The following is a 21,037-nucleotide window of genomic DNA, read 5'->3' as shown; positions in this document are numbered from 1 at the left end:
ACGACACTTGGGAGGTGTCGGCGACCAACGGGGACAACATAATGAAGAAAATGATACAGACCGGCGCTTCTTTTCTGGCGCTTAGTGCTCTCACGGCTGGGACGGCCGGGGCTGAAGACCTGACGATTGAACGGCTGGTTGGCAGCCCGAGCATCAGCGGACCAAGCGTACAGGGGCTTGAGATGTCGCCCGACGGGCGCCGCATCACCTTCCTGCAGGGCAAAGCCGAGAACAAGGCCCAGCTTGATCTGTGGCAGTATGACATCGAGACCGGGGAGGCGTCTCTGCTGGTAGATTCCGCTGTCCTCCTGGGCGGCAAGGAAGAAGAGCTGAGCGAAGAAGAAAAGGCGCGGCGCGAGCGCGACCGGTCGCTCACCGGCAAGCGCGGGATCGTGAGCTATGAATGGAATGCGGACGGAACGTCCTTGCTGTTTCCCGTTGGTGGCGATGTTTATGTGCTGCCCATTGGTGGCGACGTCAAACGGCTGACGGACACGCCAGAGTTTGAAACAGACATCCAGTTCAGCCCGAAGGGACGGTATGTTTCCTTCATTCGCGACCGGGAATTATATGCAATCGACATTGAAAGCGGCCTTGAAATTCAACTGAGTTCTGGCGCAAGCGAGACCGTGTCGAACGGTATGGCCGAGTTTGCCGCGCAGGAAGAATTGGGGCGCTACACGGGCTATTGGTGGTCACCTGATGAGGCCGCTATCGCCTTCCAGCAGGTGGACGAATCCCCGGTTGAAATAAAGGATCGCTACGAAATCCAGGGTGATGGCAGCGTCATCACGCACAAGCAGCGCTATCCTTCAGCTGGCACGCCGAATGTTAAATGGAACCTGAAGATTGTGCGGTTGAATAAGCCGGATGAGCCGAAGGATCTCGCGTTGGCGGCGGATGTCGTCGGGACAGGCGGCGCAGAATATCTGGCGCGCGTGGACTGGCTGGCGTCATCGAACCTGTTGGTGGCCCAGACACTGAACCGCACGCAGACAGAGCTGACCTACAATCTGATTGCCGGGAATGGCAATAACCGGGTCTTTCCAAAGTGTGGGCCGGATGCAGACAAAAACTGGGTGGTCAAGCGTGACGGCAACATGTGTATGCGGTTCGCCAGGAAGCTGACCAGCGATGTCTGGATCAACCTGAACGACGATTTCGAAACCATTGGCTATGAAGAAGTGCTTGTCAGCCGTGACTGGCCGCAAGGCGACGCTGGCAGCTTCAACCATATCCTGCGGTATAAACTTGATACCGGCGAGTTTACCCCGATCACCTCGGGCAACTGGAGCGTGAACGAGATCGAGCATGTCGACAGGAAAGCCGGGTTGGTCTATTTCACTGGCTACAAAGACAGTCCACTGGAGCAGCATCTTTATAGCGTGCCGCTCAAGGGCGGAGAGGTCAAACGCATCACCCGCGAGGCCGGTTGGCACAAGGTGACGGTGAGCGAGGGCGTGTTTGTCGACAAGTTCGAAAGCCCTGACCAGCCGCCACAGGTAATGGTGCGCAACCTGGCGGATGGCAGCACGCGGTTTGCCATCCTTGAGAACAAGCTGGATGCCAGCCATCCGTTCGGGCCGTATCTGGATAGCCGGGTGAAAACCACTTTCGGCACAATCAAGGCGGATGACGGTACAGACCTTTACTACCGCATGTATCAGCCCGCCACTATGGACGCGGGGCGCAAGTATCCGGCTGTACTGGCACCGTATGGCGGCCCGCACGGACAGAAAGTGCGGCATGACTGGCATCTGGGTTTCAACCATATTCTGGCGCGGAACGGTTTCGTTGTGCTTGTGCTGGACAACCGCGGCATGGCCAATCGGGGCCTGAAGTTTGAAAGCCATATCAAGCATGCCATGGGTACGGTTGAGGTGGCAGACCAGGTGGCCGGTGCCAATTTCCTGATGGGCCTCGACTATATCGACCGTGACAATATCGGCTTCTGGGGCTGGTCCTATGGTGGCTACATGACGCTGATGGCGCTCTTCCAGGCGCCGGACGTCTTCAAGGCCGGGGTGTCTGTGGCGCCTGTGACCGACTGGCGGCTCTATGATACGGCCTATACCGAACGCTATCTAGGTCTTCCCGACGCGCCGGGGAACGTTTATGAAAACTCAAGCGTTTTCAAATATATCGACGGCTTCAAGGGTAAGCTTTTGCTGATCCACGGCATGGCCGACGACAACGTCTTCTTCGATAATTCTGTGAAGCTGATGTCGACGCTGCAGAATGCCGGCAAGCCATTTGAGCTGATGACCTATCCGGGCAAGAAGCACGGCATTCGGGGAGAGGCCGCGCAGGCCCACCTGTATAATCAGGCGCTGGCCTTTTTCAAGCGAACGCTGCAAGCAGATTAAGGATGTGGAGAGGCCGGGGTACCCCGGCCTTTTCTTTAACCGAAGCGCACCTTGGCGATCACGATTGATGTCGCCAGCAGCAGCGTAACAGCATTGGCGGCGATGATCGGGATATCACCGAGCATCAAGCCGTAGACGAGCCACATGAAGACACCCAAAGACATCAGGCCGAACATGCCCAGGGAAATGTCGGTGGTGGACCGGGTGCGCCAGACACGGACAACCTGAGGCACAAAGGCGATGGTTGTGAGGCAGCCGGCCAGAAGGCCTATCAGGGTCAGGTATGGCACGGTTCAGTTCCAATCCTTGGGAAAACATTCTCTGGCCACATACTCTATCGTGATAGCGCTGTCATATAAAAAATTGTGTCAGGAGGCCTGATTAACCCAGCCGGAGGGCGGGGCGCGTTGGTCTGGTGGGCGATCAATGCATTTTTTGATAAAAAGTAGACTCATTAGTCTTGTATTAATTTTTTTCTGGACTATATAGTCCATTAAAGGCCTGACGCCGATGCCGGTACCGTGAGACAGCACCGCAAAAGCCAAGGCACATGGGAACGCCCGCCGGTTGCTGGAGATTGGACTTCTTCCTTCCCCCTCCCCATCCGTGATCCACCCGAGCGGGCGTGAAATCTGAAAGGCCGGAGCAGCAAGCGCTGTTTCCGGCCTTCTTTTGTTTTCAGGGGCAAGATGGCCGGCTTACGCAGCCCGGTCCATTGTGAAGGCGCCTTCGACTGTCTCTTCGCTATCCATCAGTGTGTCGTGGATGATCTCGATCATGCGCTTGAATTTTTCCACATGGATCATGTGGTCGGCCCCAGGTACGGCAATGAAACGACCGTTCTTGAAGGAATTGGCCACTTTCAGGTTGGCCTCTACCGGCACGAAATGGTCGTGCTCGCCGGTGAAGATGGTTGCCTCGACGTCCGGCATCAGGCTCAGGTCAGTCTTGCCGTCCCGAAGGATGCGCAGCGTATTGTGCTTGAACTGTTCCTTGATGCCGGTGTTGGCGTTCAACAATGCATGTTTCAGCTTGTCGGCCGTCAGGCGCGCAATCCGGTTGGTCTGACGCAGTTCCGGGTTGGTCATCAGGTTTGTGAAGCCATCGGCAAACTCTTCAATGCGGTTCCATTCCAATTGGAACAGCAAGAGGTTGAAGTCATATTCAAGCTCGCGCGGCAGTTCCGCCATGGCAGACGCCAGGATCAGTTTGTCGATGCCCAGATATTTCTGGGCATAACGCATGGCAATGATGCTGCCATAGCTGCAGCCCATGAGGTTGATCCGGTCTACGCCAAGCGACTTGAGCGCGCTGTGGATGGCGCGGCAGATGAAATCGAAGCCATAGGTGTGGGGCAGGATACCGGTATCGCCGTTGCCGGGTGTATCAATGGTGATCACCCAGGATTTTTCAGCGATTGCATTGCTCAGCTTTTCGACCTGGGTGATATTCTGGAAAGCGCCGCCGATAAAGACCAGAGGGACGTCGGTCAGTCCTTTTGAATATTCTTTCAGGTGAATTGGAAAGCCTTCAAAGGAAAGGCGATGATATTGGTGATCGAAAGACAAACTATGTAATTTAGACACTATTCAGTTCCTCTGATAGAGTTCGAACGAAAATTTGCGCCTGATGAATCTTTATTTACTTTTTGTTTGCCTGATAGTTTGGTTAATGCCTAATTAACCATGAGGGCGGGGCATACATTGAATCATCTTAGGTTGCAAGGCCTGTTGCACGCGTATGGCGGTCACTTTGCAAAAATGTTGCAATTTTGCAGCAGATTCAGCGCCAGTAGCCGGATTTCCTCTTTCAATCCCCGTAGAAATCGCTAGGGTGCCGACGAATTTCGGCGAGATAAGCGGCCTTTGGCGCGGTTGCCGGAAAGAAACATGAAAATCCAGGCGAATCGCCTGAAAACAGTTGGGTAGACTTGATGTCTCTGGCACAGCAAATCGAAAGAAGGCGGACGTTTGCGATCATCTCGCACCCTGACGCCGGCAAGACCACCCTGACAGAAAAACTGCTGTTGTTCGGCGGTGCCATTCAGGCTGCGGGGGAAGTGAAGGCGCGCGGTGAACGCCGCCGCGCCCGGTCTGACTGGATGAAGGTGGAGCAGGAACGTGGTATTTCTGTGGCGTCGTCTGTCATGACATTCGACTATCTCGAGCGCACCTTCAACCTGCTGGACACCCCAGGCCACGAAGACTTTTCGGAAGACACATACCGGACGCTGTCTGCTGTCGACAGCGCGGTGATGGTGCTGGATGCCGCCAAGGGTATCGAGACCCAGACCCGCAAGCTGTTTGAAGTCTGCCGCCTGCGCGATATGCCGATTGCGACCTTCATCAACAAGATGGACCGGGAAACCAAGGACCCGTTCGAGCTGCTGGATGAAGTTGAGCAGACGCTGGCCCTTGATGTGGCACCGGCCAGTTGGCCGATCGGCATGGGCCGCGATTTCAAGGGCTGTTACGACCTGATCCACGATCAGCTGATCCTGTTTGATCGCGGCAAGGGCGACAGCATTTCGGAAAGCATCAAATGCCAGGGGCTCGATGACCCCAAGCTGGATGAGCTACTGCCCGACTATGCGGTTGAAAAGCTGCGGACCGACGTTGAAATGGTGCGGGAACTGTGCCCCCAGTTCAACCTGAAGGACTATCTTGAAGGCACGCTGACGCCGGTTTTCTTCGGGTCAGCTGTCAACAACTTCGGTGTTCAGGAGCTTCTCGCAGGACTGGCGGACTTTGCGCCCCGGCCGCGCGCTGGCAAGGCGCTTGAGCGCCAGGTCGCACCGGACGAAGGCAAGGTAACAGCGTTCGTGTTCAAGATTCAGGCGAACATGGACCCCAAGCACCGCGACCGCATCGCGTTTGTGCGGGTTGTTTCCGGCCGCTTCAAGAAGGGCATCAAGATGAAGCATGTCCGCAGCGGCAAAACGTTGGCGATCCATAACGCGCAGCTGTTCCTGGCGCAGGACCGGGCCGTGGCTGAAGAGGCCTATCCGGGCGACATCATTGGCCTGCCGAACCACGGCAACTTGCGCATTGGTGACACCCTGACGGAAGGTGAAATGATCCGCTTCACAGGGGTGCCCTCCTTCGCGCCGGAAATCCTGCAGAAGGTCCGTCCTGAAGATCCGATGAAAGCCAAGCATCTGGGCCGGGCGCTCGAGCAGCTGGCGGAAGAAGGCGCTGCGCGTGTGTTCAAACCTGCCTTGGGCAGTGACTGGGTTGTGGGCGTTGTGGGTCCACTGCAGTTTGACGTGCTGGCGGACCGTATTCGGACAGAATATGAAGTGCCTTGCCGCTTTGAAGCCACCAGCCTGATGACGGCTGAGTGGGTGGAAGGCGACCCGCGCGAGATCAAGAAGTTTTCTGACCAGAACCGGGCATCGATGGCGGTTGACCATGCTGGCGCGCCGGTCTATCTGGCCCGAAACAATTGGCATCTTGATAAGGCGAAGGATGATTTTCCATCGCTCAAGTTCCTGAAAACAAAAGAGGAAGTCTACTAAGGCTTCCGAAAGCCGATCCGGAGAATTCCAAGAGGCTCACTTTGACATCGGTCAAGGTGGGCCTTTGTCTTGATCTGCATTATACTGCCCATCAGACGTCCGCTTTCAGGGAGGCTATATGGGGCAGGAACTGGATACCAGCGAGTTTCGTGACGAGGATTATGAAGCGTTCGGCCAGCGCCTGAGGGCGGAAACCGATTTGGTTGAAACCTGGGAGCAGCAAGGGGCTTTGTCTAATGGCCCGGCTACCGCGGGATTTGAGCTGGAGGCCTGGCTTGTAGGCCCCAATATGCACCCGGTCCCCCAAAATGACGCTTTCATAAAGGCGCTGGATAGCCCCTTGGTGGTGCCGGAACTCTCCTGTTTCAACGTAGAGTTCAATGGCGACCCTGCGGAGCTGACTGGGGGTGCGCTATCAGACCTGCATGCCGACTTGGCTGGCCTGTGGGACAGGGCCGTTGATGCCGCTGCCAAGATGGACCTGAAGCTTGCCATGATCGGCATCCTGCCTACGGTCAAAGGCACAGACCTCTGTACCGAAAACATGTCTGCCGGCCAGCGCTATAAGGCCTTGAACGAGCAGGTTTTTCGCCTGCGAAAAGGGAAGCCGATCAAACTGGACATCGAAGGACGCGAGCACTTGGTAAGCGACCATATGGATGTCATGCTGGAGGCGGCTGCAACTTCCTTCCAGATTCACCTCAAGGTCCCGAACGGTCGGGGCGTGGACTATTACAATGCGTCGAAGCTGGCGTCAGCGCCCTTGGTCGCGGTATCGGCAAACAGCCCCTATCTTTTTGGCAGGGACCTTTGGGCAGAAAGCCGCATTCCGCTTTTTGAGCAGGCGGTGTCGGTTGGGGACTGGGACTATGAGGAGCGCGTCACCTTTGGCGTTCGTTTCATTGAAAAAAGCCTTTCCGAAGTGTTCCTGGCCAACCGCCAACGCTATCCGATCCTGCTGCCGCATGTGACCGACCGGGAGGCCGAAAAGCTGGATCATTTCCGGCTGCAGAATGGTACGATCTGGCGCTGGAACAGGCCGCTGGTTGGCTGGGACGAGGACGGCACACCCCACTTCAGGTTGGAGCAGCGCGTTGTACCCGCAGGCCCGACCATTGCGGATTCAATGGCAAATTCGGCCTTCTATTATGGGCTTGTCACCTATCTTGCAAATGCAGACACGCGGCCGCATAAGCGCGCACAGTTCTTCACCACGCGGGATAATTTCTACTTGGCGGCAAGGGACGGCTTGGGCGCTGTCATTCGCTGGGACCATCAGGACGGAAAGCCAATGAGGCAACTCATTCAGGAAGTCTTTCTGCCTATGGCAGAGGAGGGGCTTCAGTCGCTGAATGTAGACCCTGCTGATATACATCGTTATCTGGGCATTATTCGGGGGCGGGCGGAAACCGGCCAGAACGGCGCAACCTGGCAGCGTGCGTTCGTGAGGACACACGGTGCCAGCATGGAGGAAATGCTCGAGGCCTATATGGCCAGGCAGCAAACAGACACGCCGGTCCACGAGTGGCCACTGTAGCCATGCTTCAATGTTTCGACGAGGTACCAGACACGTTTTTATCCTGCGGGGCGCACCAGTTGGCGGACATTCTTGGGGGCCCTTCGTTATTCTATCTGGAAGGCCTGCGAAAACCGCCCCTGTTTGTAACCGTATTGCAGCACGGCAATGAACCTACAGGGTTCGAGGCCGTTCAGGCCATATTGCGCAAGTATCAAGGCAGCCAACTGCCGCGTGCCATGTGGCTGTTTGTTGGAAATGTTGCGGCGGCAAAAACTGGCCGGCGCGTGCTCGAGGGGCAGCTTGACTATAACCGTTCCTGGCCAGGCACGGATATGGCGCCGGGGCCGGAGACGGCCCTGATGGCCGACGTTGTGGCAAAAGTGACAGCGGAACCTTTGTTTGCCAGTATCGATCTTCACAACAACACTGGCTGCAACCCGCATTATGGCTGCGTCAATTTCCTCGATACCGCTTTTCTTCAGCTTGCGTCGTTGTTTGCGCGCACGGTGGTCTATTTTACCCGGCCGCTTGGTGTCCAGTCCGCGGCAATGGCAATGCATGCGCCAGCTGTGACGCTTGAGTGCGGCCAGGCCGGTGAAAGCGCGGCGCTTGCGCATGCGACCGAATATCTGGATGCCTGCCTGCATATGCACCACATCCCGGACCATCCAGTGGCGCCGCGCGATATCCATCTTCTCAGAACCAAGGCAACGGTGAAGGTGAAACCGGGGCTGGATTTCACATTTTCGGGGCAGGGCAGTGATGTCTGTTTCCGGCCGGACCTGGACCATTTCAATTTCGGGGCCCTTAAGGCAGGAGCGGCGATTGCCCGTACCTCCGAAAGCCTGCCAATGCCACTGATTGCACTGGATGATCAGGGCCGGGATATCACCGAAGACCTATTTGCCCAGTCTGGCGGCACATTGGCGGTGCGAAAGGCACTTATTCCCTCAATGGCGACAACAAATGTTGATGTGGTTCGGCAAGACTGCCTGTTCTATGTTATGGAAGAAGTGTCACTGGCCGTATAGCCTGGTGCCACTGGTCCGAACTGAACAGGGGAGAGTATATGTCTGATGCCGAAGGGGTAATAACCGGTGTGGGCGGAATATTTTTCAAATGCCGCGACCGGGAAAAGCTTGTGTCCTGGTATCAGGACAAGCTTGGATTTCCCTTTGACGGGGCGGGTGCATCCTTTGTGTTCAGGGAAGATGATGACCCGGAAAAGCTGGGGTATTTTGTCTGGGGGCCTTTCAAGCGCGAAAGCGAATATTTCCGGCCGTCCGGCAAGGAGTTCATGATCAACTTGCGGGTCCGCGGCATTGAGAAGCTTGTCGAGCGGCTCAAGAAGATGGGCGTCGAGCAGATTGGCGAGATCGAAGAGTTCGAATATGGCAAATTTGCCTGGATCATGGACCCTGAGGGCACCAAGATCGAGCTGTGGGAGCAGCTGGGCGAGCCACCGATAATGGACGAGTGATTTTTGGGGGCGCCTCGCTATCAAGGGCATGGGTGACCAAAAGGGGGACTTGATGAAAAAGATAATCGTTCGAGGCGCAGCTGCGGTTGTGGCCTTGCTGCTGCTGTTTATTCTGTGGCCGGCCAAGATTGATCCTGTTGCCTATACGCCGCCTGAAGGGCCCGGCTTCACCGGTGTCTATGCCACGAACGAAGCGCTTCTGGAGGCCGAGACCATTCCGCTGCAGTTCAGCCAGGGACCAGAGGATGTTGCCGTGGATGCAGGTGGTCGCATCTATGGCGGGCTGCATGACGGGCGCATCGTGCGTATCCTGAAGGACGGCACACAGGAAGTGTTTGCCACCATTGAGGGCGGCAGGCCGCTTGGGCTGCATTTTGACGCAGCGGGCAACCTGATTGTGGCGGACGCCTGGAAAGGGCTTTTGTCCTTCGATACTGAAGGCGCCATGACGGTGTTGAGCACGGAAGAGGGCGGTGTGCCCTTTGCCTTCGCTGACGACCTGGATATTGCGAGCGATGGCAAAATCTATTTCTCGGACGCCAGCTTCACCTACAACCAGCCCGACTACCGCCTGGACCTATTGGAGGCGCGCGGTAACGGCCGGCTTCTGGTGTTTGACCCCGCCACTGGTGAGACCACCAAACTGCTGGGGAACCTCTATTTCGCCAACGGTATCGCACTGTCGCAGAATGAAGATTTTGTGTTGGTCAATGAAACGGGTCGCTACAGGGTGACGCGTTATTGGCTGAAAGGCGAAAAGGCCGGGACCTCAGACATCTTCATCGATAATCTGCCGGGGTTCCCGGATGGCATTTCTGCGAACCGCAAGGGGACATTCTGGCTGGCGATTCCATCACCCCGGAACCCGAAGATGGATGGCCTTCACCCGAAGCCCTGGGCCAAGGCGCTGGTATCGAAATTGCCTACGTTCTTGCAGCCGTCAGCCATTCATATGGGGCTGGTGATCGCGCTTGATGAAGAGGGGCAGGTAATCCGCACGCTGCAGGACCCGCGCGGCGATAATGTTTATATGATCACTTCTGCTGAGCAGGTGGGGGATATGCTCTATCTGGGCAGCCTGGAGGCCCCGCAGGTGGCGCGAGTGCCCATTCCAGCCGACAAATAGGCTGCTCTGCCTATGCCGGCAGTGGCGGTTATGGGCGCAACCTAGTTCTGTCGACCTTCGGAAAGGGGTGGGGTGTGCCAGATTGTGCCGCCTTGTCCTGCCGTTGCCATTTATGGCTGCGCTTTCGGTACAGTCGTTCCAATTTAGCGGCTGTCGAATAGCCGGGTACGGGCAGAAAGGGCGCTGCGCGGCGGTGCGTCCAAAGCTCCAGTCGGCTGGAGCCGGGCTGCGCATCTCCCCGGCAGTGGATGGCATGGGTGTTGGCGATCACGAATGTGCCAGCATGCACACAAATCGGCTGCGGTGCCTCGAGCCCCAATTGCTTAAGGTCTTCCTTTGTGAAACGGGACGAGCCGTGCTCGCTATGTCCATCAGTAAGGCGCTTTGCCTTGAGGGAGTAACGGTATTCCCACATAAGCCGCTTCAGGCTTAGCCGGTGTGAACCACGAATGAAATGGAAAGGCCCATTCTGTTCGGTAACGTCTTCAAGGAACAGCCAGGCTTTCATCGTAGGCTGAAACGTATCACTATGAGGCGTTTTCTGCGGGTCTGTACCGGTAGTGTCATTGTGGTGCAGGCGTTGCAAAAGAACAGGTGATTTTTTCAGGGTTGCCCCGGTGTAGGCCAGCAAGTTCAGGTAGCGTTTTGACGTGATCAATTTGGCAATCGCTGGCATGTCCTTCCGGGCCTTCTCGTCCATCTGTATACGGCAGAGCGTGGAACTGCCTTCTGTCAACTGGCGCACATCCTGGAGACAGGCCGCAATGTCTGCATGGATCTCGTCCAGTTCGTCAGCTGATATAAAATCAGGAATCACAAGCAGCCCGTCGCGGCGAAACATGCTTCGTTCATCGGCCGAGGCAAAGCGAAACAATAGCAAGCGCCTGAAAGCGAAACATGTCTTGGCCAGGATCAGCCGGACAACGTGCAGGCCCATAAGGTTTGCTGCGCGGGACCCAAGTAGTGGATTGTTTTTAAAAGACTTCTCTGTGGTGAAAATGGCGACGAATTGGCCTTGCAGCCTTCCAAGCACGCGAACGTTTAACATGATACCGACCCCCATCGATAAAACACACTGTGTGTACCAAGGGGAACGCTAGCGGAAAAGATGGAGGATCACAACACCGGCGCGAGTGGCGACTAAGTGCCCACCCCGGGCGGCGGGGCCGTGCCGAAACTTTGAACCAGCGAACCGGCCACCAGGTTCCAGCCGTCCACCATGACGAAGAAGATCAGCTTGAACGGCATGGCGATCATGACAGGTGGCAGCATCATCATACCCATGGACATGAGGATCGAGGCCACCACCATATCGATCACCACAAAAGGCACATACAAGAGGAAGCCGATCTCGAAGGCGCGCCTGAGTTCAGAAATCATGAAAGCCGGCACCAGAACGGTCAGTGTGATTTCATCCTGTGTCTCCACCGGGCCGTCTGGCGATAGGTTCATGAACAGCTCAAGGTCTTTTTCCCGCACTTGCGACATCATGAAATTTCGCATGGGTACAGACGCGCGGTCGAAGGCTTCCTGTTCGTCGATTTCCTCATTTATCAGCGGCTGGATACCTTGGTCCCAGGCAGCGGTTAGCGTCGGTGCCATAACATAGCCGGTAAGGAAAAGGGCTAGCGAAATCAACACGATATTGGGCGGTGTCTGCTGTGTACCCATCGCGCTCCTGAGCAGCGAGAAGACAATGATCATGCGGGTAAAGCTGGTCATCATGATCAGGATGCTGGGTGCCAGGCTCAGCACAGACAGCAGCAAGATCATCTGTACGACGCGACCGCTCAGTGACCCTGATTCCCCAAGGTCAAGATTGAGCGATTGAGCGGAGGCAGGTGACGCTGTCATCAGCACGGCGGCAAGCGCCAGCGGCAGCAGAAACAGAAAGCTATGGATGATCAGCTTGCGGTGAAACTTAAGGCTTTTCACGTTGTGTTTCCTCTGCTAGCGCCTGTTCGAAGCCTGATGGGGCTTTATGTCCGGTCGGGCCGTCAATCAAGGTCACGCCGTGCTGCCCGGTGCCGAGAAAATAGTCCCGTCCGCGCCAATGCACAACCACCAAGCGGTTGCGGGCGTCCAGCATCTGGCTGTCGAGAATGGTAATTTCGCGTTTCTTGCCTGTCATGCGGGGTTGTCCGGGGATCAGCCCGAAGCGTTTCACAGCCCAGGCCGCCAAGGCCAGAAAACCGAGCATCACGAACAAGATAGAAAAGGCGCTAATGGCTTCGCTGGTCATTGGTTGCTTTCTTTCCCGTCGTCGTCATTGGTCTGGGCTGGCTCGTCGGCCGGCATTGGCTCCAAGAGCTCTGTGGTTTCGACTGTATCTGTGTCATGCTCGCGCGCTTCTGTCATGGCTTTATTTTCGGCATAGACACGCTCAAGAATGAGTGACACGGCATGCAGGGCCTCAAGCGGGACAGGGCTCTCGACTTCAAAAGCATCAAGAAGCTCCGTGAGGTCCTTGTCCTGGCGGACCTTGACGCCTTCGGCAAAGGCAATGTCCAGTATCTTTTCGGCATTAAAGCCGTGCCCTTTTGCAGTAATTCGGGGCGTAGCCTGTTCGCTATCCCTTTTTACTGCAACGGCTTTTGTGTCCGGCACCGGCTTGGGTGCATCTGTCGGTTTCTGGTCTGACATGGCGATATTGAGCGACAAATCGGGTCAAAATGCAAGCGCTTGCGGAAGGGGCAGTGGAAAAATATCGCGTGTTTGCAACTTGTTAACCGGTTCCGGTGCATGTTATGGTACGTTTAAATGAAAGACGCGCGCAAACAGAGACTGTTGGAAGCATGGATTTAACCAATATTCCCCTGATGGCTGCCCTTAAAAGCCGCATGAAATGGCTGAACACCAACCAGACGGTGATCAGTGAAAACATCGGTCATGCGGATACGCCGGGCTATAAGGCTAAGGAACTGGACAAACAGAATTTTTCTGGTCTTGTCGACAACCTTGTCTCGGACCGGCCGCAGGGCACGCAAATGCGCACCAAGAATTCTCGCCACATGGATACGAGTGGTTCTTCTTCTGTGACAATGCGCACACGTGAGGTCAAGGACAGCGAGGAAACGCCATCCGGTAACTCTGTGGTGCTTGAAGAAGAAATGATGAAATTGGCTGACAACCAGATGAAATACGGCATGGTTGTCAACCTCTACAAAAAGAATATCGGGCTGTTGAATATTGCCCTAGGCAAGGGTGGCGGGCGCTAGAACAGCGTCATGACCCGCTTGAACCAGTGTAAAGGAACAAGCGATGGATCTCGAAAAGGCTATGATGGCTTCGGCGGCTGGGCTTCGTGCGCAGTCCGTGCGCATGCGCGTAATCTCCGAAAACATCGCCAACCAGAATTCGGTCGCAAGCGAGCCGGGCGCAGACCCATATCGCCGCAAGATCATCACCTTCCAGACGGAGCTTGATCGCGCGTCTGGCGTTGAACTTGTGAAGCCGGGCAAGGTGGAATTCGATCAGAAGGAATTCGGCAAGAAATATGATCCGGGCAATCCGGCTGCGGACGAGGCAGGTTATATCAAGACGGCCAATGTCAATGGCATGATCGAGATGATGGATATGCGCCAGGCTCAGCGGACTTACCAGTCAAACATCAATGCGCTTGAGGCCAGCCGTCGGATGGCCACAATGACGCTTGATCTCTTGCGGTAGGGAGTAGGCCATGAATATCAAGCAACTTGATGCGGTCAATGCCTATTCACAGGCGACCAAGAAGATGCAGGAAACCGGCCTGGGTTCCCGCGACGGTTTGGACGGCGCGAAATCCAACAGCGCCTTCTCCGCCCTTGTGAACGACGCCGTTGGAGACGTGCAGCAGGCAACAAGCCATATGGAACTCACGGCGGCCAAGTCGCTGGTGAATGAAGCTGATATGGTTGACGTGGTGACAGCTGTTTCCAACGCGGAGATGGTTGTGAACACTGTTGTTACTGTGCGTGACAAGGTGATCGCCGCCTATAATGATATCCTCAAGATGCCAATCTAATCCAGCCGGGCGGGGGCGAGTATTCTATGGAAAGTGGTGACGTCATTGAAGTGGCGCGTGACGCCCTGATGACCCTTTTGCTGACAGCAGGGCCGATCCTTGCGGTTGGCCTGGGCGTTGGCTTGACGGTTGCCTTCATCCAGGCCCTGACCCAGCTTCAGGAAATGACCCTGACTTTTGTTCCCAAAATCATTGCGGTGTTTGCCGTTTTGCTCCTCGCCATGCCTTACATGGGCCAAAATATGTCTGCACTGATGTTGCGCATTTCTGAACGCATCATCTCCGGCGGCTAAGCCATGCTGGGGGAAGTCCTGCCGGCAGAAGCATTCGGTTTCGTGCTCGTTGCAACACGCCTGATTGCCCTTGTTATGTTGATGCCGGTGTTAGGGGACCAGTCGGTTCCCGGTCGTATTCGGGCGACAATGGGGTTTGTGTTGGCGTTGGTGATCTATCTGGCAGTCCGCGAGAATCTGCCGCCAATGCCCGACAATGCCTTCGTTCTGGGTGCCCTTCTTGTCAGAGAAGCGATGATTGGAGCCGTCCTCGCGCTGGTTACCCGTATCATGCTTGCAGCAACTCACATCGCCGGTACGGTGATTGCGTTCCTGACAGGCTTAGCCGCAGCCCAGTCCTTCGACCCAAGCCAGGGTAGTCAGGGTGTTTTGGTCGGCGCGTTCATGACACTGGTTGCGGTCACGCTGATCGTTGTTTCGGATTTGCATCACCTCATGATCCTTGGAATGGCCCATAGCTACCTGAAGTTTCCGGTGGCGCTGGGCCTGCCTTATACGGATCTCGCCATGGTGATCGTTGAATATACCTCCAGCGCGTTCCTGCTGGGATTTCATATGGCGGCACCGTTCATTGCGTATAGTATCATCTATAATGCAGGCTTGGGCTTGATTTCCCGTATGATCCCGGCCTTCCAGGTATTTTTCATCGGTATGCCTATCAACCTGTTTATGGGCTTTGCCTTGATGATGATCTTAATAGGCTCGATGATGGCACTCTTTATAGAGCGTTTTGAAGAACTGCTCGTGAGCTTTCTGGGGTAAAGAATGGCAGACGAAGACGAAAGCCAGAAAACTGAGGAACCGACGCCGAAACGCTTGCGCGAGGCCGAGGAAAAAGGTGACGTGGCCCAAAGCCAGGAAGTCAAAACCTTTTTCATGCTGGCCATTGCTGCCATTGTGATCGGTGCAGGGGGTGGCTTTATCGGTACGACAGTTGCGGATACGCTTTATGTACATATGTCCACGCTGCATCTGATGGACACCGATCAGATTGGCCCTCTCGAAAGCCTGATGCCTACAATGTGGCGCGTGTTCCTGGTTCTGCTGGTGCCCTTTGGGGCGTTGGTGGTTGCCGCGATCGCAAGCAATATGATGCAACATAAGACCACCATTACGTTTGAAAAGATCAAGCCCAGCTTCAAGAAGCTCAGTCCGATCTCCAACGCCAAGAAATGGGCGCCGGACAAACTGGGCGTGGAAGCCTTTAAACTGATCGCCAAGCTGACGGCCGTGTCTGCCGTGATTGTGATCATCGTCTATCCTGAGCGCGGCCGCATGGATACGTTAATGCTGTTGCCGGTTGTGGATGTTGTAGTGTTGATCCACTCCATGATCATCAAGCTGCTGATCGGTGTTCTGATTGTCATGGCTGTGGTTGCGGCCATCGACTTTTCCTACCAAAGCTATCAGCACATCAAGAAACTGCGCATGACCAAGCAGCAGGTCAAGGATGAGCACAAACAAACCGACGGTGACCCGAAAGTTAAGGGGCGCCTGAGATCCATCCGTATGGAGCGGGCGCGCCAACGCATGATGTCAGCTGTCCCTGACGCCGATGTAGTGATCACCAACCCGACCCACTTCGCAGTGGCGTTGGAATATAAGCACGGCACCATGGATGTGCCGATGGTGGTGGCCAAAGGGGTCGAGGGGGTTGCCCTCAAGATCCGGGAAGTGGCGACCGAGCACGGCGTGCCGATCGTTGAAAACCCGCCGTTGGCCCGGGCGCTGTACGCGACCGTGGAAATTGATGAGGAAGTGCCGCCGGATCACTATAAGGCCGTGGCAGAAGTCATTAGCTATATCATGAAGCTCAGGCGGGCGGGGTTCAAACCATCGCGTTAACGGGCTTGCGTTCCCGCTCGGAGGGTGGCTACTCTCTGGGCCAGGTGGGCTGAACAGGGATCAAAGGGGTAGGCATATATGGAAAGCCGGTTGCCAAGACCGTTTCAGGAAGCGCTGCATCAAAGCGAGGCCAAGTCCGGTGTGAAACTGCTGACTGTCGCGCTGGCTGGCCTTATTGGCACCATCGGGATTGCGGCCCTGGTGGCCGTGACATGGGGCGCAGCGATTGCTGCTATCCTTGGCGGACTTCTCCTGATCGCGACGGCGCTTACGCTTCTGCGGGCGCTGGGCGGATTGCAGCAACCGATAGATCAGGTCGAGTTTGCCGACCGCGAGCTGGTCCAGACCCTTGTTTCGCTCGACCGGCGCGCAGTCGCACTAAGCGATTTCCGCGGCGAAATCACGGCCTCAAACTCGGCGTTCGACCGCCTCGCTATGGGGCGTGTGCGCATGATGGGCGACCTGTTTCGCAGCGACACAGTCAAGGAAGCGTTTGATAAAACGCTGGCGCTGGCGGCACAAACGGGCCAGTCGCGCGGCGTATTCGCATGTGATCGCGCCGACACGGAAAAGCTGAAGCTCATTGGGCGACGGACCGGCTACCATATCTTGTGGCGCGCGTCCCGCGTGGGCGACCGCGAGCGGCTGGACCATGAACGCAAAATGATCGGCGACTGGGGCGCGCCACTGTTTGAACGCCTGGGCTGTGGCGTGCTGCTTGAGGATGCCTCAGGCAAAATTCATTATATCAACGATACGCTCCGGGAATGGATGGGGCTCAGCCCTGGTGAGATGCCGCTCAAGATTCAGCTGAAAGCGGGGGAAACCCAATTGCTGATCGGCAAGAAGCAACGGATGGACGTGGACGTGGTGGATATGCCGCTGCCGTCCAGAGAGGAAGACCGCAACCTGGGTCGCTACCGTTTTCTGCGCAAGCTGGATCAGATGCGGGGCCGTCTGGTGCCGGAAGACCGCGAGTTCCTGATCGATCCGATTTTTGATGCCGCCCCGATTGCCGTGGCCGTGGTCGCGCGCGACGGTGGGATCAAGGAATATAACCAGCCGCTGAAGCGCCACCCGGCCGGACAGGGCATTTCTGTGGGCTCCAGTGTACTGGATTTGGTGAAAGAAGACGACCGGGCCGAACTCAAGGAATTGATCGGCTTTGCCCATGACGGCAAGCCTGCCTCAACGCCGCTTGATGTGGTCTATGACGGTCAGCCTGAGCGGGTGGGGCAGATCTATTCGTCTGCCATTTCCAGGGGCGAGGAAACCTTCGCTATCCTCTATCTTATTGATACTACGCAGGAAAAAAGTCTCGAGCGACAGTTTGTTCAAGCCCAGAAGATGCAGGCGGTTGGCCAGTTGGCGGGCGGCGTGGCCCATGACTTCAACAACCTGCTGACAGCCATCATCGGTTTCTGTGACCTCCTTCTGGTGCGCCACGATGCGGGTGATCAGTCCTTCTCGGATATCATCCAGATCAAGCAGAACGCCAACCGCGCGGCCAATCTGGTGCGCCAGCTGCTGGCCTTCTCGCGCCAGCAAACGCTCAGGCCGAAGGTCCTGATGATGACGGACGTGCTCGCGGAACTGTCCAACCTGATCCGCCGCCTGATCGGCGAAAATATCGAACTCAAGGTCGTGCACGGCCGAGACCTGCAGCCAGTGAAGGTGGACCAAGGCCAGCTTGAACAGGTGATCATCAACCTGGCGGTCAATGCGCGCGACGCCATGCCGGGCGGCGGCAAGCTGGAAATCAAGACCAGCATGATCGGGCCCGATGACCCGCTGATCGAACGCTATGACGTGGTGGTGCCGGACGATTATGTGCTGGTGGAAGTCATCGACAGCGGCAGCGGCATCGCGCCGGAAAATATGTCGAAAATCTTCGAGCCCTTCTTCACCACCAAGGAAGTCGGGCAGGGCACGGGGCTTGGCCTCGCCACCGTGTACGGCATCGTCAAGCAGACAGGCGGCTTTGTGTTTGTCGAATCCGAGCTTGGCCACGGCACGCGGTTCCTCCTGTTCTTCAAGGCGCACGCCGCGGAAGCCGAGGTGGAAAGCGCCGCCCAGAAGCCGGAAGCCCCCGCGCGGGACCTCACGGGCAAGGGCACCATCCTGATCGTCGAGGACGAAGACCCGGTGCGCATGTTCGCCTGCCGGGCGCTCGCCAACAAAGGCTACAAGGTGCTTGAAGCCGCCTCGGGCGAAGCCGGGCTGGATATCCTCAACACCCACCCGGAACCGATCGATCTCCTGATCTCGGATGTGATCATGCCAACCATGGACGGCCCGACACTGGTCAAGGAAGCCAGGAAAAACCTGCCGAACCTGCCGGTTATCTTTGTTTCGGGCTATGCGGAGGATGTCTTCCGTCAGAACCTGGAAGCCGAAGAATTCCTGTTCCTGCCGAAACCCTTCTCGCTCAAGGACCTGGCAGGGCAGGTCAAGTCGATCCTCGGATAAAGGGAGCCCACAAGGGCACACAACAGGCAAAAGGGCACACGGAGGGCACACCCGTTGTGCCCTTTTTTGTTCCGCTGTTCCGGCCCTTGAGAGGCCATGAGAACAAAACAAGAATATTAGAGCTTGCCTAACGAGAACAAAATGGGTACAAGAGGGCAAGCGCAAAGGATTTAAATCATCCGTTGCAAGGGATATCAGCCTGTGGAATAAGGGAGCCCGATCATGGCAACAGCGGAACTACAGTTGGTAAAGGGAAACTCCATGGATAAGACAAAAGCGCTCGAAGCAGCGCTTGGCCAAATCGACCGGGCCTTTGGTAAAGGCTCTGTCATGAAACTGGGGCAGCGGGAATCGGGGATTGAGATCGACACCATCTCGACCGGCTCGCTCAATCTCGACATTGCGCTCGGGATCGGTGGCTTCCCCAAGGGCCGGATCATCGAAATCTATGGGCCTGAAAGCTCCGGTAAAACCACGCTGGCGCTGCACGCGGTTGCAGAAGCCCAGAAAAAGGGCGGCATCGCCGCTTTCGTGGACGCCGAGCACGCGCTGGACCCTGTCTATGCCCGTAAGCTGGGTGTGGACGTGAACGAACTTCTGGTCTCACAGCCGGATACCGGCGAGCAGGCGCTTGAAATTGCCGACACGCTGGTGCGTTCCGGCGCCGTAGACATCCTTGTGGTGGATTCGGTGGCGGCGCTGACGCCGCGTGCGGAACTCGAGGGCGAAATGGGCGACAGCCATGTGGGCCTGCAGGCCCGGTTGATGAGCCAGGCGCTCCGCAAGCTCACGGCCTCCATTTCCAAATCCAACACCATCGTGGTCTTCATCAACCAGATCCGGATGAAAATCGGCGTCATGTACGGCAGCCCGGAAACCACAACGGGTGGTAACGCGCTGAAGTTCTATGCCTCTGTCCGACTGGACATCCGCCGCATCGGCGCGATCAAGGAAAAAGACGAGATCGTTGGTAACGCGACCCGTGTCAAGGTGGTCAAGAACAAGCTGGCACCACCGTTCAAGCAGGTTGAGTTCGACATCATGTACGGCGAAGGCGTGTCCAAGATGGGCGAGATTATCGACCTGGGCGTCAAGGCCGGCGTGGTTGAGAAATCCGGCAGCTGGTACAGCTACTCCAGCCAGCGCATCGGCCAGGGCCGCGAAAACGCCAAGCGCTTCCTGCTCGAGAACACGGACATCTCCAATGAGATCGAACAGCTGATCCGCAAGAACGCAGGCCTCGTCAATGAAGCCATGCTGGTTGACCCTGCGGTCGTAAGCGACGACGACGACAAATAAGTCCATGCGCGCAAGCGACATTGTGAATAAGTAAAGAAAGCGGCTCTCCCGAGGGCCGCTTTTTGTTTTGGGTGCGCAGACGGAGCTGTGTTGAAGGCGGCGTGTGCCAGGCCGATTTAAGGAAAAGTTAGCCATTCTGCGCTAGCTTTGCCTATGCGTAACGGATGGGGTTCAAGACTGTGGGGCTGCATAGTGATACGGTTTTTGTGCCTTCTTGGGCTTCTGGTCGGCGGCTCCGCGACCCTGTGGGCCGCTGACAAGCCTGTCATTCATTGGCTCAGCCCGAATTTCCCCCCGGTCTTTATCGCCGACGGCCCGCTGAAAAGGCAGGGCTATGGGGACCAGATCGTCCGCTATATGTCAGAAAAGCTGCCGGATTACCGGCATGTGCCTGCAACCGCGAACCTGACGCGCACCTACAATCAAATGAAATTGCACGACGGCGTCTGCAGCGTGGCCCTGTTTGAGACACCCGAGCGGGCTGCTTTCGCCAACTTCAGCGACGATGTTTACCATGTCATGACCAACCGGGTGGTGGTGATGAACCGAAACCTTCACCGCTTCAAGCCGTACCTGAACGCGGCGGGGGAGGTTGATATTACACGGCTGCTGACTGCCAGTGACCTTGCGGTCGGCGTCGTGCCAGACCGCTTCTACAGCCAATTGATCAATGACACGCTCAAGGCGGTCGGCATGCCGGACAATATGGTGGTGATCCCGTTTAACCGCTATGGCGCGCTTCTGGATCATGGCCGTATTGACTATACTTTCGGTTTTCCGGCTGAAGCCTATCACCAGTTCAGCAAGCTCGGGAAGGCGGAGGCCTTTGTGGCCCTTCCGATCGCGGGGGAGGCCAGATTCCAGTCCGGCGGCTTTAGCTGTAGCGACAAACCTTTGGGCCGCAAAGTGATTGCGGAGATCAACAGGCTGATCGCAACAGAAGAAGTCAGCGCCGTTTATGACGCCTTCTATGAACAGTGGCTGGATGCCCGCTCCCTCAAAGACTACCGCAAACTTCGCGCCGCGATGCAGCGGTAGGCCATGCTGGCGGCTTTCAGCACGGACTTCTAGTTACCCGAACGCAATTCTTTCAAATAAATGGTGCCTTCCAGCCTGCAAT

General features: G+C 56.5%; 21 protein-coding genes. 15 read left to right on the top strand and 6 right to left on the bottom strand.

Annotated elements, in window-relative coordinates; all coding sequences use genetic code 11:
* The first annotated feature begins 41 nt into the window (after window positions 1-41).
* Window positions 42-2,366 carry an alpha/beta fold hydrolase gene (locus KORLAC_RS11520; RefSeq protein ID WP_074519468.1) on the top strand — a complete coding sequence of 775 codons (2,325 nt, stop codon included), beginning with the start codon at window positions 42-44 and terminating at the stop codon, window positions 2,364-2,366.
* Window positions 2,367-2,401: 35 nt separating this feature from the next.
* On the opposite strand, the gene KORLAC_RS11515 is transcribed toward KORLAC_RS11520, so the two are convergent.
* A complete protein-coding gene (locus KORLAC_RS11515; RefSeq protein WP_068306684.1) occupies window positions 2,402-2,656 on the bottom strand; it encodes a SemiSWEET transporter in 255 nt (84 codons plus the stop codon).
* Between the two features lie 408 nt (window positions 2,657-3,064).
* The gene (locus tag KORLAC_RS11510) at window positions 3,065-3,952 is read right to left on the bottom strand and encodes an alpha/beta fold hydrolase (protein ID WP_160328629.1); all 888 of its coding nucleotides are present in this window, start codon (window positions 3,950-3,952) and stop codon (window positions 3,065-3,067) included.
* Between the two features lie 347 nt (window positions 3,953-4,299).
* Between KORLAC_RS11510 and KORLAC_RS11505 the strand changes: the two genes are divergently transcribed.
* The 5 genes from KORLAC_RS11505 (at window position 4,300) to KORLAC_RS11485 (ending at window position 10,008) form a co-directional block, all read left to right on the top strand.
* On the top strand, window positions 4,300-5,883 hold the full coding sequence (locus KORLAC_RS11505) for a peptide chain release factor 3 (RefSeq protein WP_139167640.1): 1,584 nt from the start codon (window positions 4,300-4,302) through the stop codon (window positions 5,881-5,883).
* A gap of 118 nt (window positions 5,884-6,001) precedes the next feature.
* Window positions 6,002-7,420 (top strand): glutamate-cysteine ligase family protein, encoded by a 1,419-nt coding sequence (locus KORLAC_RS11500; protein WP_068306678.1) that lies wholly within the window; start codon window positions 6,002-6,004, stop codon window positions 7,418-7,420.
* A gap of 59 nt (window positions 7,421-7,479) precedes the next feature.
* Window positions 7,480-8,433 carry a M14 family metallopeptidase gene (locus KORLAC_RS11495; protein WP_206594932.1) on the top strand — a complete coding sequence of 318 codons (954 nt, stop codon included), beginning with the start codon at window positions 7,480-7,482 and terminating at the stop codon, window positions 8,431-8,433.
* A gap of 38 nt (window positions 8,434-8,471) precedes the next feature.
* Entirely contained in the window at window positions 8,472-8,882 is a 411-nt protein-coding gene (locus KORLAC_RS11490) for a VOC family protein (protein WP_068306671.1), read from the top strand.
* A gap of 52 nt (window positions 8,883-8,934) precedes the next feature.
* A complete protein-coding gene (locus KORLAC_RS11485; RefSeq protein ID WP_068306670.1) occupies window positions 8,935-10,008 on the top strand; it encodes an SMP-30/gluconolactonase/LRE family protein in 1,074 nt (357 codons plus the stop codon).
* 28 nt (window positions 10,009-10,036) lie between these two features.
* Here KORLAC_RS11485 and KORLAC_RS11480 read toward each other — a convergent pair whose 3' ends face one another.
* The 4 genes from KORLAC_RS11480 to KORLAC_RS11465 form a co-directional block, all read right to left on the bottom strand.
* Window positions 10,037-11,071, bottom strand: a complete 1,035-nt coding sequence (locus tag KORLAC_RS11480; RefSeq protein ID WP_082714634.1) for a phytanoyl-CoA dioxygenase family protein — start codon at window positions 11,069-11,071, stop codon at window positions 10,037-10,039.
* A 77-nt stretch (window positions 11,072-11,148) separates the two neighbouring features.
* Window positions 11,149-11,943: a flagellar type III secretion system pore protein FliP gene (fliP, locus tag KORLAC_RS11475; RefSeq protein WP_206594930.1), complete on the bottom strand. Its 795-nt coding sequence runs from the start codon at window positions 11,941-11,943 to the stop codon at window positions 11,149-11,151.
* Window positions 11,930-12,250, bottom strand: coding sequence for a FliO/MopB family protein (locus KORLAC_RS11470; RefSeq protein ID WP_068306664.1), 321 nt, complete (start codon window positions 12,248-12,250; stop codon window positions 11,930-11,932). Before KORLAC_RS11470 ends, fliP begins: the two co-directional genes overlap by 14 nt.
* A complete protein-coding gene (locus KORLAC_RS11465; protein ID WP_082714673.1) occupies window positions 12,247-12,651 on the bottom strand; it encodes an EscU/YscU/HrcU family type III secretion system export apparatus switch protein in 405 nt (134 codons plus the stop codon). The genes KORLAC_RS11470 and KORLAC_RS11465 overlap by 4 nt, the downstream gene beginning before the upstream one ends.
* Before the next feature lie 152 nt (window positions 12,652-12,803).
* Between KORLAC_RS11465 and flgB the strand changes: the two genes are divergently transcribed.
* The 9 genes from flgB (at window position 12,804) to KORLAC_RS11420 (ending at window position 20,955) form a co-directional block, all read left to right on the top strand.
* Complete coding sequence (gene flgB, locus KORLAC_RS11460; protein WP_068306663.1) at window positions 12,804-13,226, top strand: flagellar basal body rod protein FlgB; 423 nt, start codon at window positions 12,804-12,806, stop codon at window positions 13,224-13,226.
* A 43-nt stretch (window positions 13,227-13,269) separates the two neighbouring features.
* Complete coding sequence (gene flgC, locus KORLAC_RS11455) at window positions 13,270-13,677, top strand: flagellar basal body rod protein FlgC (RefSeq protein WP_068306662.1); 408 nt, start codon at window positions 13,270-13,272, stop codon at window positions 13,675-13,677.
* A 10-nt stretch (window positions 13,678-13,687) separates the two neighbouring features.
* Window positions 13,688-14,011 (top strand): flagellar hook-basal body complex protein FliE, encoded by a 324-nt coding sequence (gene fliE, locus KORLAC_RS11450; protein ID WP_068306658.1) that lies wholly within the window; start codon window positions 13,688-13,690, stop codon window positions 14,009-14,011.
* A 26-nt stretch (window positions 14,012-14,037) separates the two neighbouring features.
* Entirely contained in the window at window positions 14,038-14,304 is a 267-nt protein-coding gene (gene fliQ / locus KORLAC_RS11445) for a flagellar biosynthesis protein FliQ (protein ID WP_068306655.1), read from the top strand.
* 3 nt (window positions 14,305-14,307) lie between these two features.
* Window positions 14,308-15,066: a flagellar biosynthetic protein FliR gene (fliR, locus tag KORLAC_RS11440; protein WP_068306653.1), complete on the top strand. Its 759-nt coding sequence runs from the start codon at window positions 14,308-14,310 to the stop codon at window positions 15,064-15,066.
* Window positions 15,067-15,069: 3 nt separating this feature from the next.
* Window positions 15,070-16,149: a flagellar biosynthesis protein FlhB gene (gene flhB / locus KORLAC_RS11435; RefSeq protein WP_068306650.1), complete on the top strand. Its 1,080-nt coding sequence runs from the start codon at window positions 15,070-15,072 to the stop codon at window positions 16,147-16,149.
* 78 nt (window positions 16,150-16,227) lie between these two features.
* Window positions 16,228-18,618 carry a hybrid sensor histidine kinase/response regulator gene (locus KORLAC_RS11430; protein WP_068306649.1) on the top strand — a complete coding sequence of 797 codons (2,391 nt, stop codon included), beginning with the start codon at window positions 16,228-16,230 and terminating at the stop codon, window positions 18,616-18,618.
* Window positions 18,619-18,840: 222 nt separating this feature from the next.
* Complete coding sequence (gene recA / locus KORLAC_RS11425; RefSeq protein ID WP_074519470.1) at window positions 18,841-19,917, top strand: recombinase RecA; 1,077 nt, start codon at window positions 18,841-18,843, stop codon at window positions 19,915-19,917.
* 192 nt (window positions 19,918-20,109) lie between these two features.
* Window positions 20,110-20,955 (top strand): TIGR02285 family protein, encoded by an 846-nt coding sequence (locus KORLAC_RS11420; RefSeq protein WP_068306644.1) that lies wholly within the window; start codon window positions 20,110-20,112, stop codon window positions 20,953-20,955.
* Window positions 20,956-21,037: the final 82 nt, after the last annotated feature.

This window comes from Kordiimonas lacus (genome assembly GCF_001550055.1).
GTDB classification, from domain to species: domain Bacteria; phylum Pseudomonadota; class Alphaproteobacteria; order Sphingomonadales; family Kordiimonadaceae; genus Kordiimonas; species Kordiimonas lacus.
The sequence above is the reverse complement of the archived record's forward strand: the minus strand, read 5'-3'. Positions and strand labels throughout refer to the sequence as shown.

What these genes read in the sequence shown, in the direction of transcription:
- KORLAC_RS11520 (WP_074519468.1), top strand. Translation starts at nt 42, where the DNA reads ATGAAGAAAATGATACAGACCGGCGCTTCTTTTCTGGCGCTTAGTGCT.
- KORLAC_RS11505 (WP_139167640.1), top strand. Translation starts at nt 4,300, where the DNA reads ATGTCTCTGGCACAGCAAATCGAAAGAAGGCGGACGTTTGCGATCATC.
- KORLAC_RS11500 (WP_068306678.1), top strand. Translation starts at nt 6,002, where the DNA reads ATGGGGCAGGAACTGGATACCAGCGAGTTTCGTGACGAGGATTATGAA.
- KORLAC_RS11490 (WP_068306671.1), top strand. Translation starts at nt 8,472, where the DNA reads ATGTCTGATGCCGAAGGGGTAATAACCGGTGTGGGCGGAATATTTTTC.
- KORLAC_RS11485 (WP_068306670.1), top strand. Translation starts at nt 8,935, where the DNA reads ATGAAAAAGATAATCGTTCGAGGCGCAGCTGCGGTTGTGGCCTTGCTG.
- KORLAC_RS11480 (WP_082714634.1), bottom strand. Translation starts at nt 11,071, where the DNA reads ATGGGGGTCGGTATCATGTTAAACGTTCGCGTGCTTGGAAGGCTGCAA.
- KORLAC_RS11470 (WP_068306664.1), bottom strand. Translation starts at nt 12,250, where the DNA reads ATGACCAGCGAAGCCATTAGCGCCTTTTCTATCTTGTTCGTGATGCTC.
- KORLAC_RS11465 (WP_082714673.1), bottom strand. Translation starts at nt 12,651, where the DNA reads ATGTCAGACCAGAAACCGACAGATGCACCCAAGCCGGTGCCGGACACA.
- flgB (WP_068306663.1), top strand. Translation starts at nt 12,804, where the DNA reads ATGGATTTAACCAATATTCCCCTGATGGCTGCCCTTAAAAGCCGCATG.
- flgC (WP_068306662.1), top strand. Translation starts at nt 13,270, where the DNA reads ATGGATCTCGAAAAGGCTATGATGGCTTCGGCGGCTGGGCTTCGTGCG.
- fliE (WP_068306658.1), top strand. Translation starts at nt 13,688, where the DNA reads ATGAATATCAAGCAACTTGATGCGGTCAATGCCTATTCACAGGCGACC.
- fliQ (WP_068306655.1), top strand. Translation starts at nt 14,038, where the DNA reads ATGGAAAGTGGTGACGTCATTGAAGTGGCGCGTGACGCCCTGATGACC.
- fliR (WP_068306653.1), top strand. Translation starts at nt 14,308, where the DNA reads ATGCTGGGGGAAGTCCTGCCGGCAGAAGCATTCGGTTTCGTGCTCGTT.
- flhB (WP_068306650.1), top strand. Translation starts at nt 15,070, where the DNA reads ATGGCAGACGAAGACGAAAGCCAGAAAACTGAGGAACCGACGCCGAAA.
- KORLAC_RS11430 (WP_068306649.1), top strand. Translation starts at nt 16,228, where the DNA reads ATGGAAAGCCGGTTGCCAAGACCGTTTCAGGAAGCGCTGCATCAAAGC.
- recA (WP_074519470.1), top strand. Translation starts at nt 18,841, where the DNA reads ATGGCAACAGCGGAACTACAGTTGGTAAAGGGAAACTCCATGGATAAG.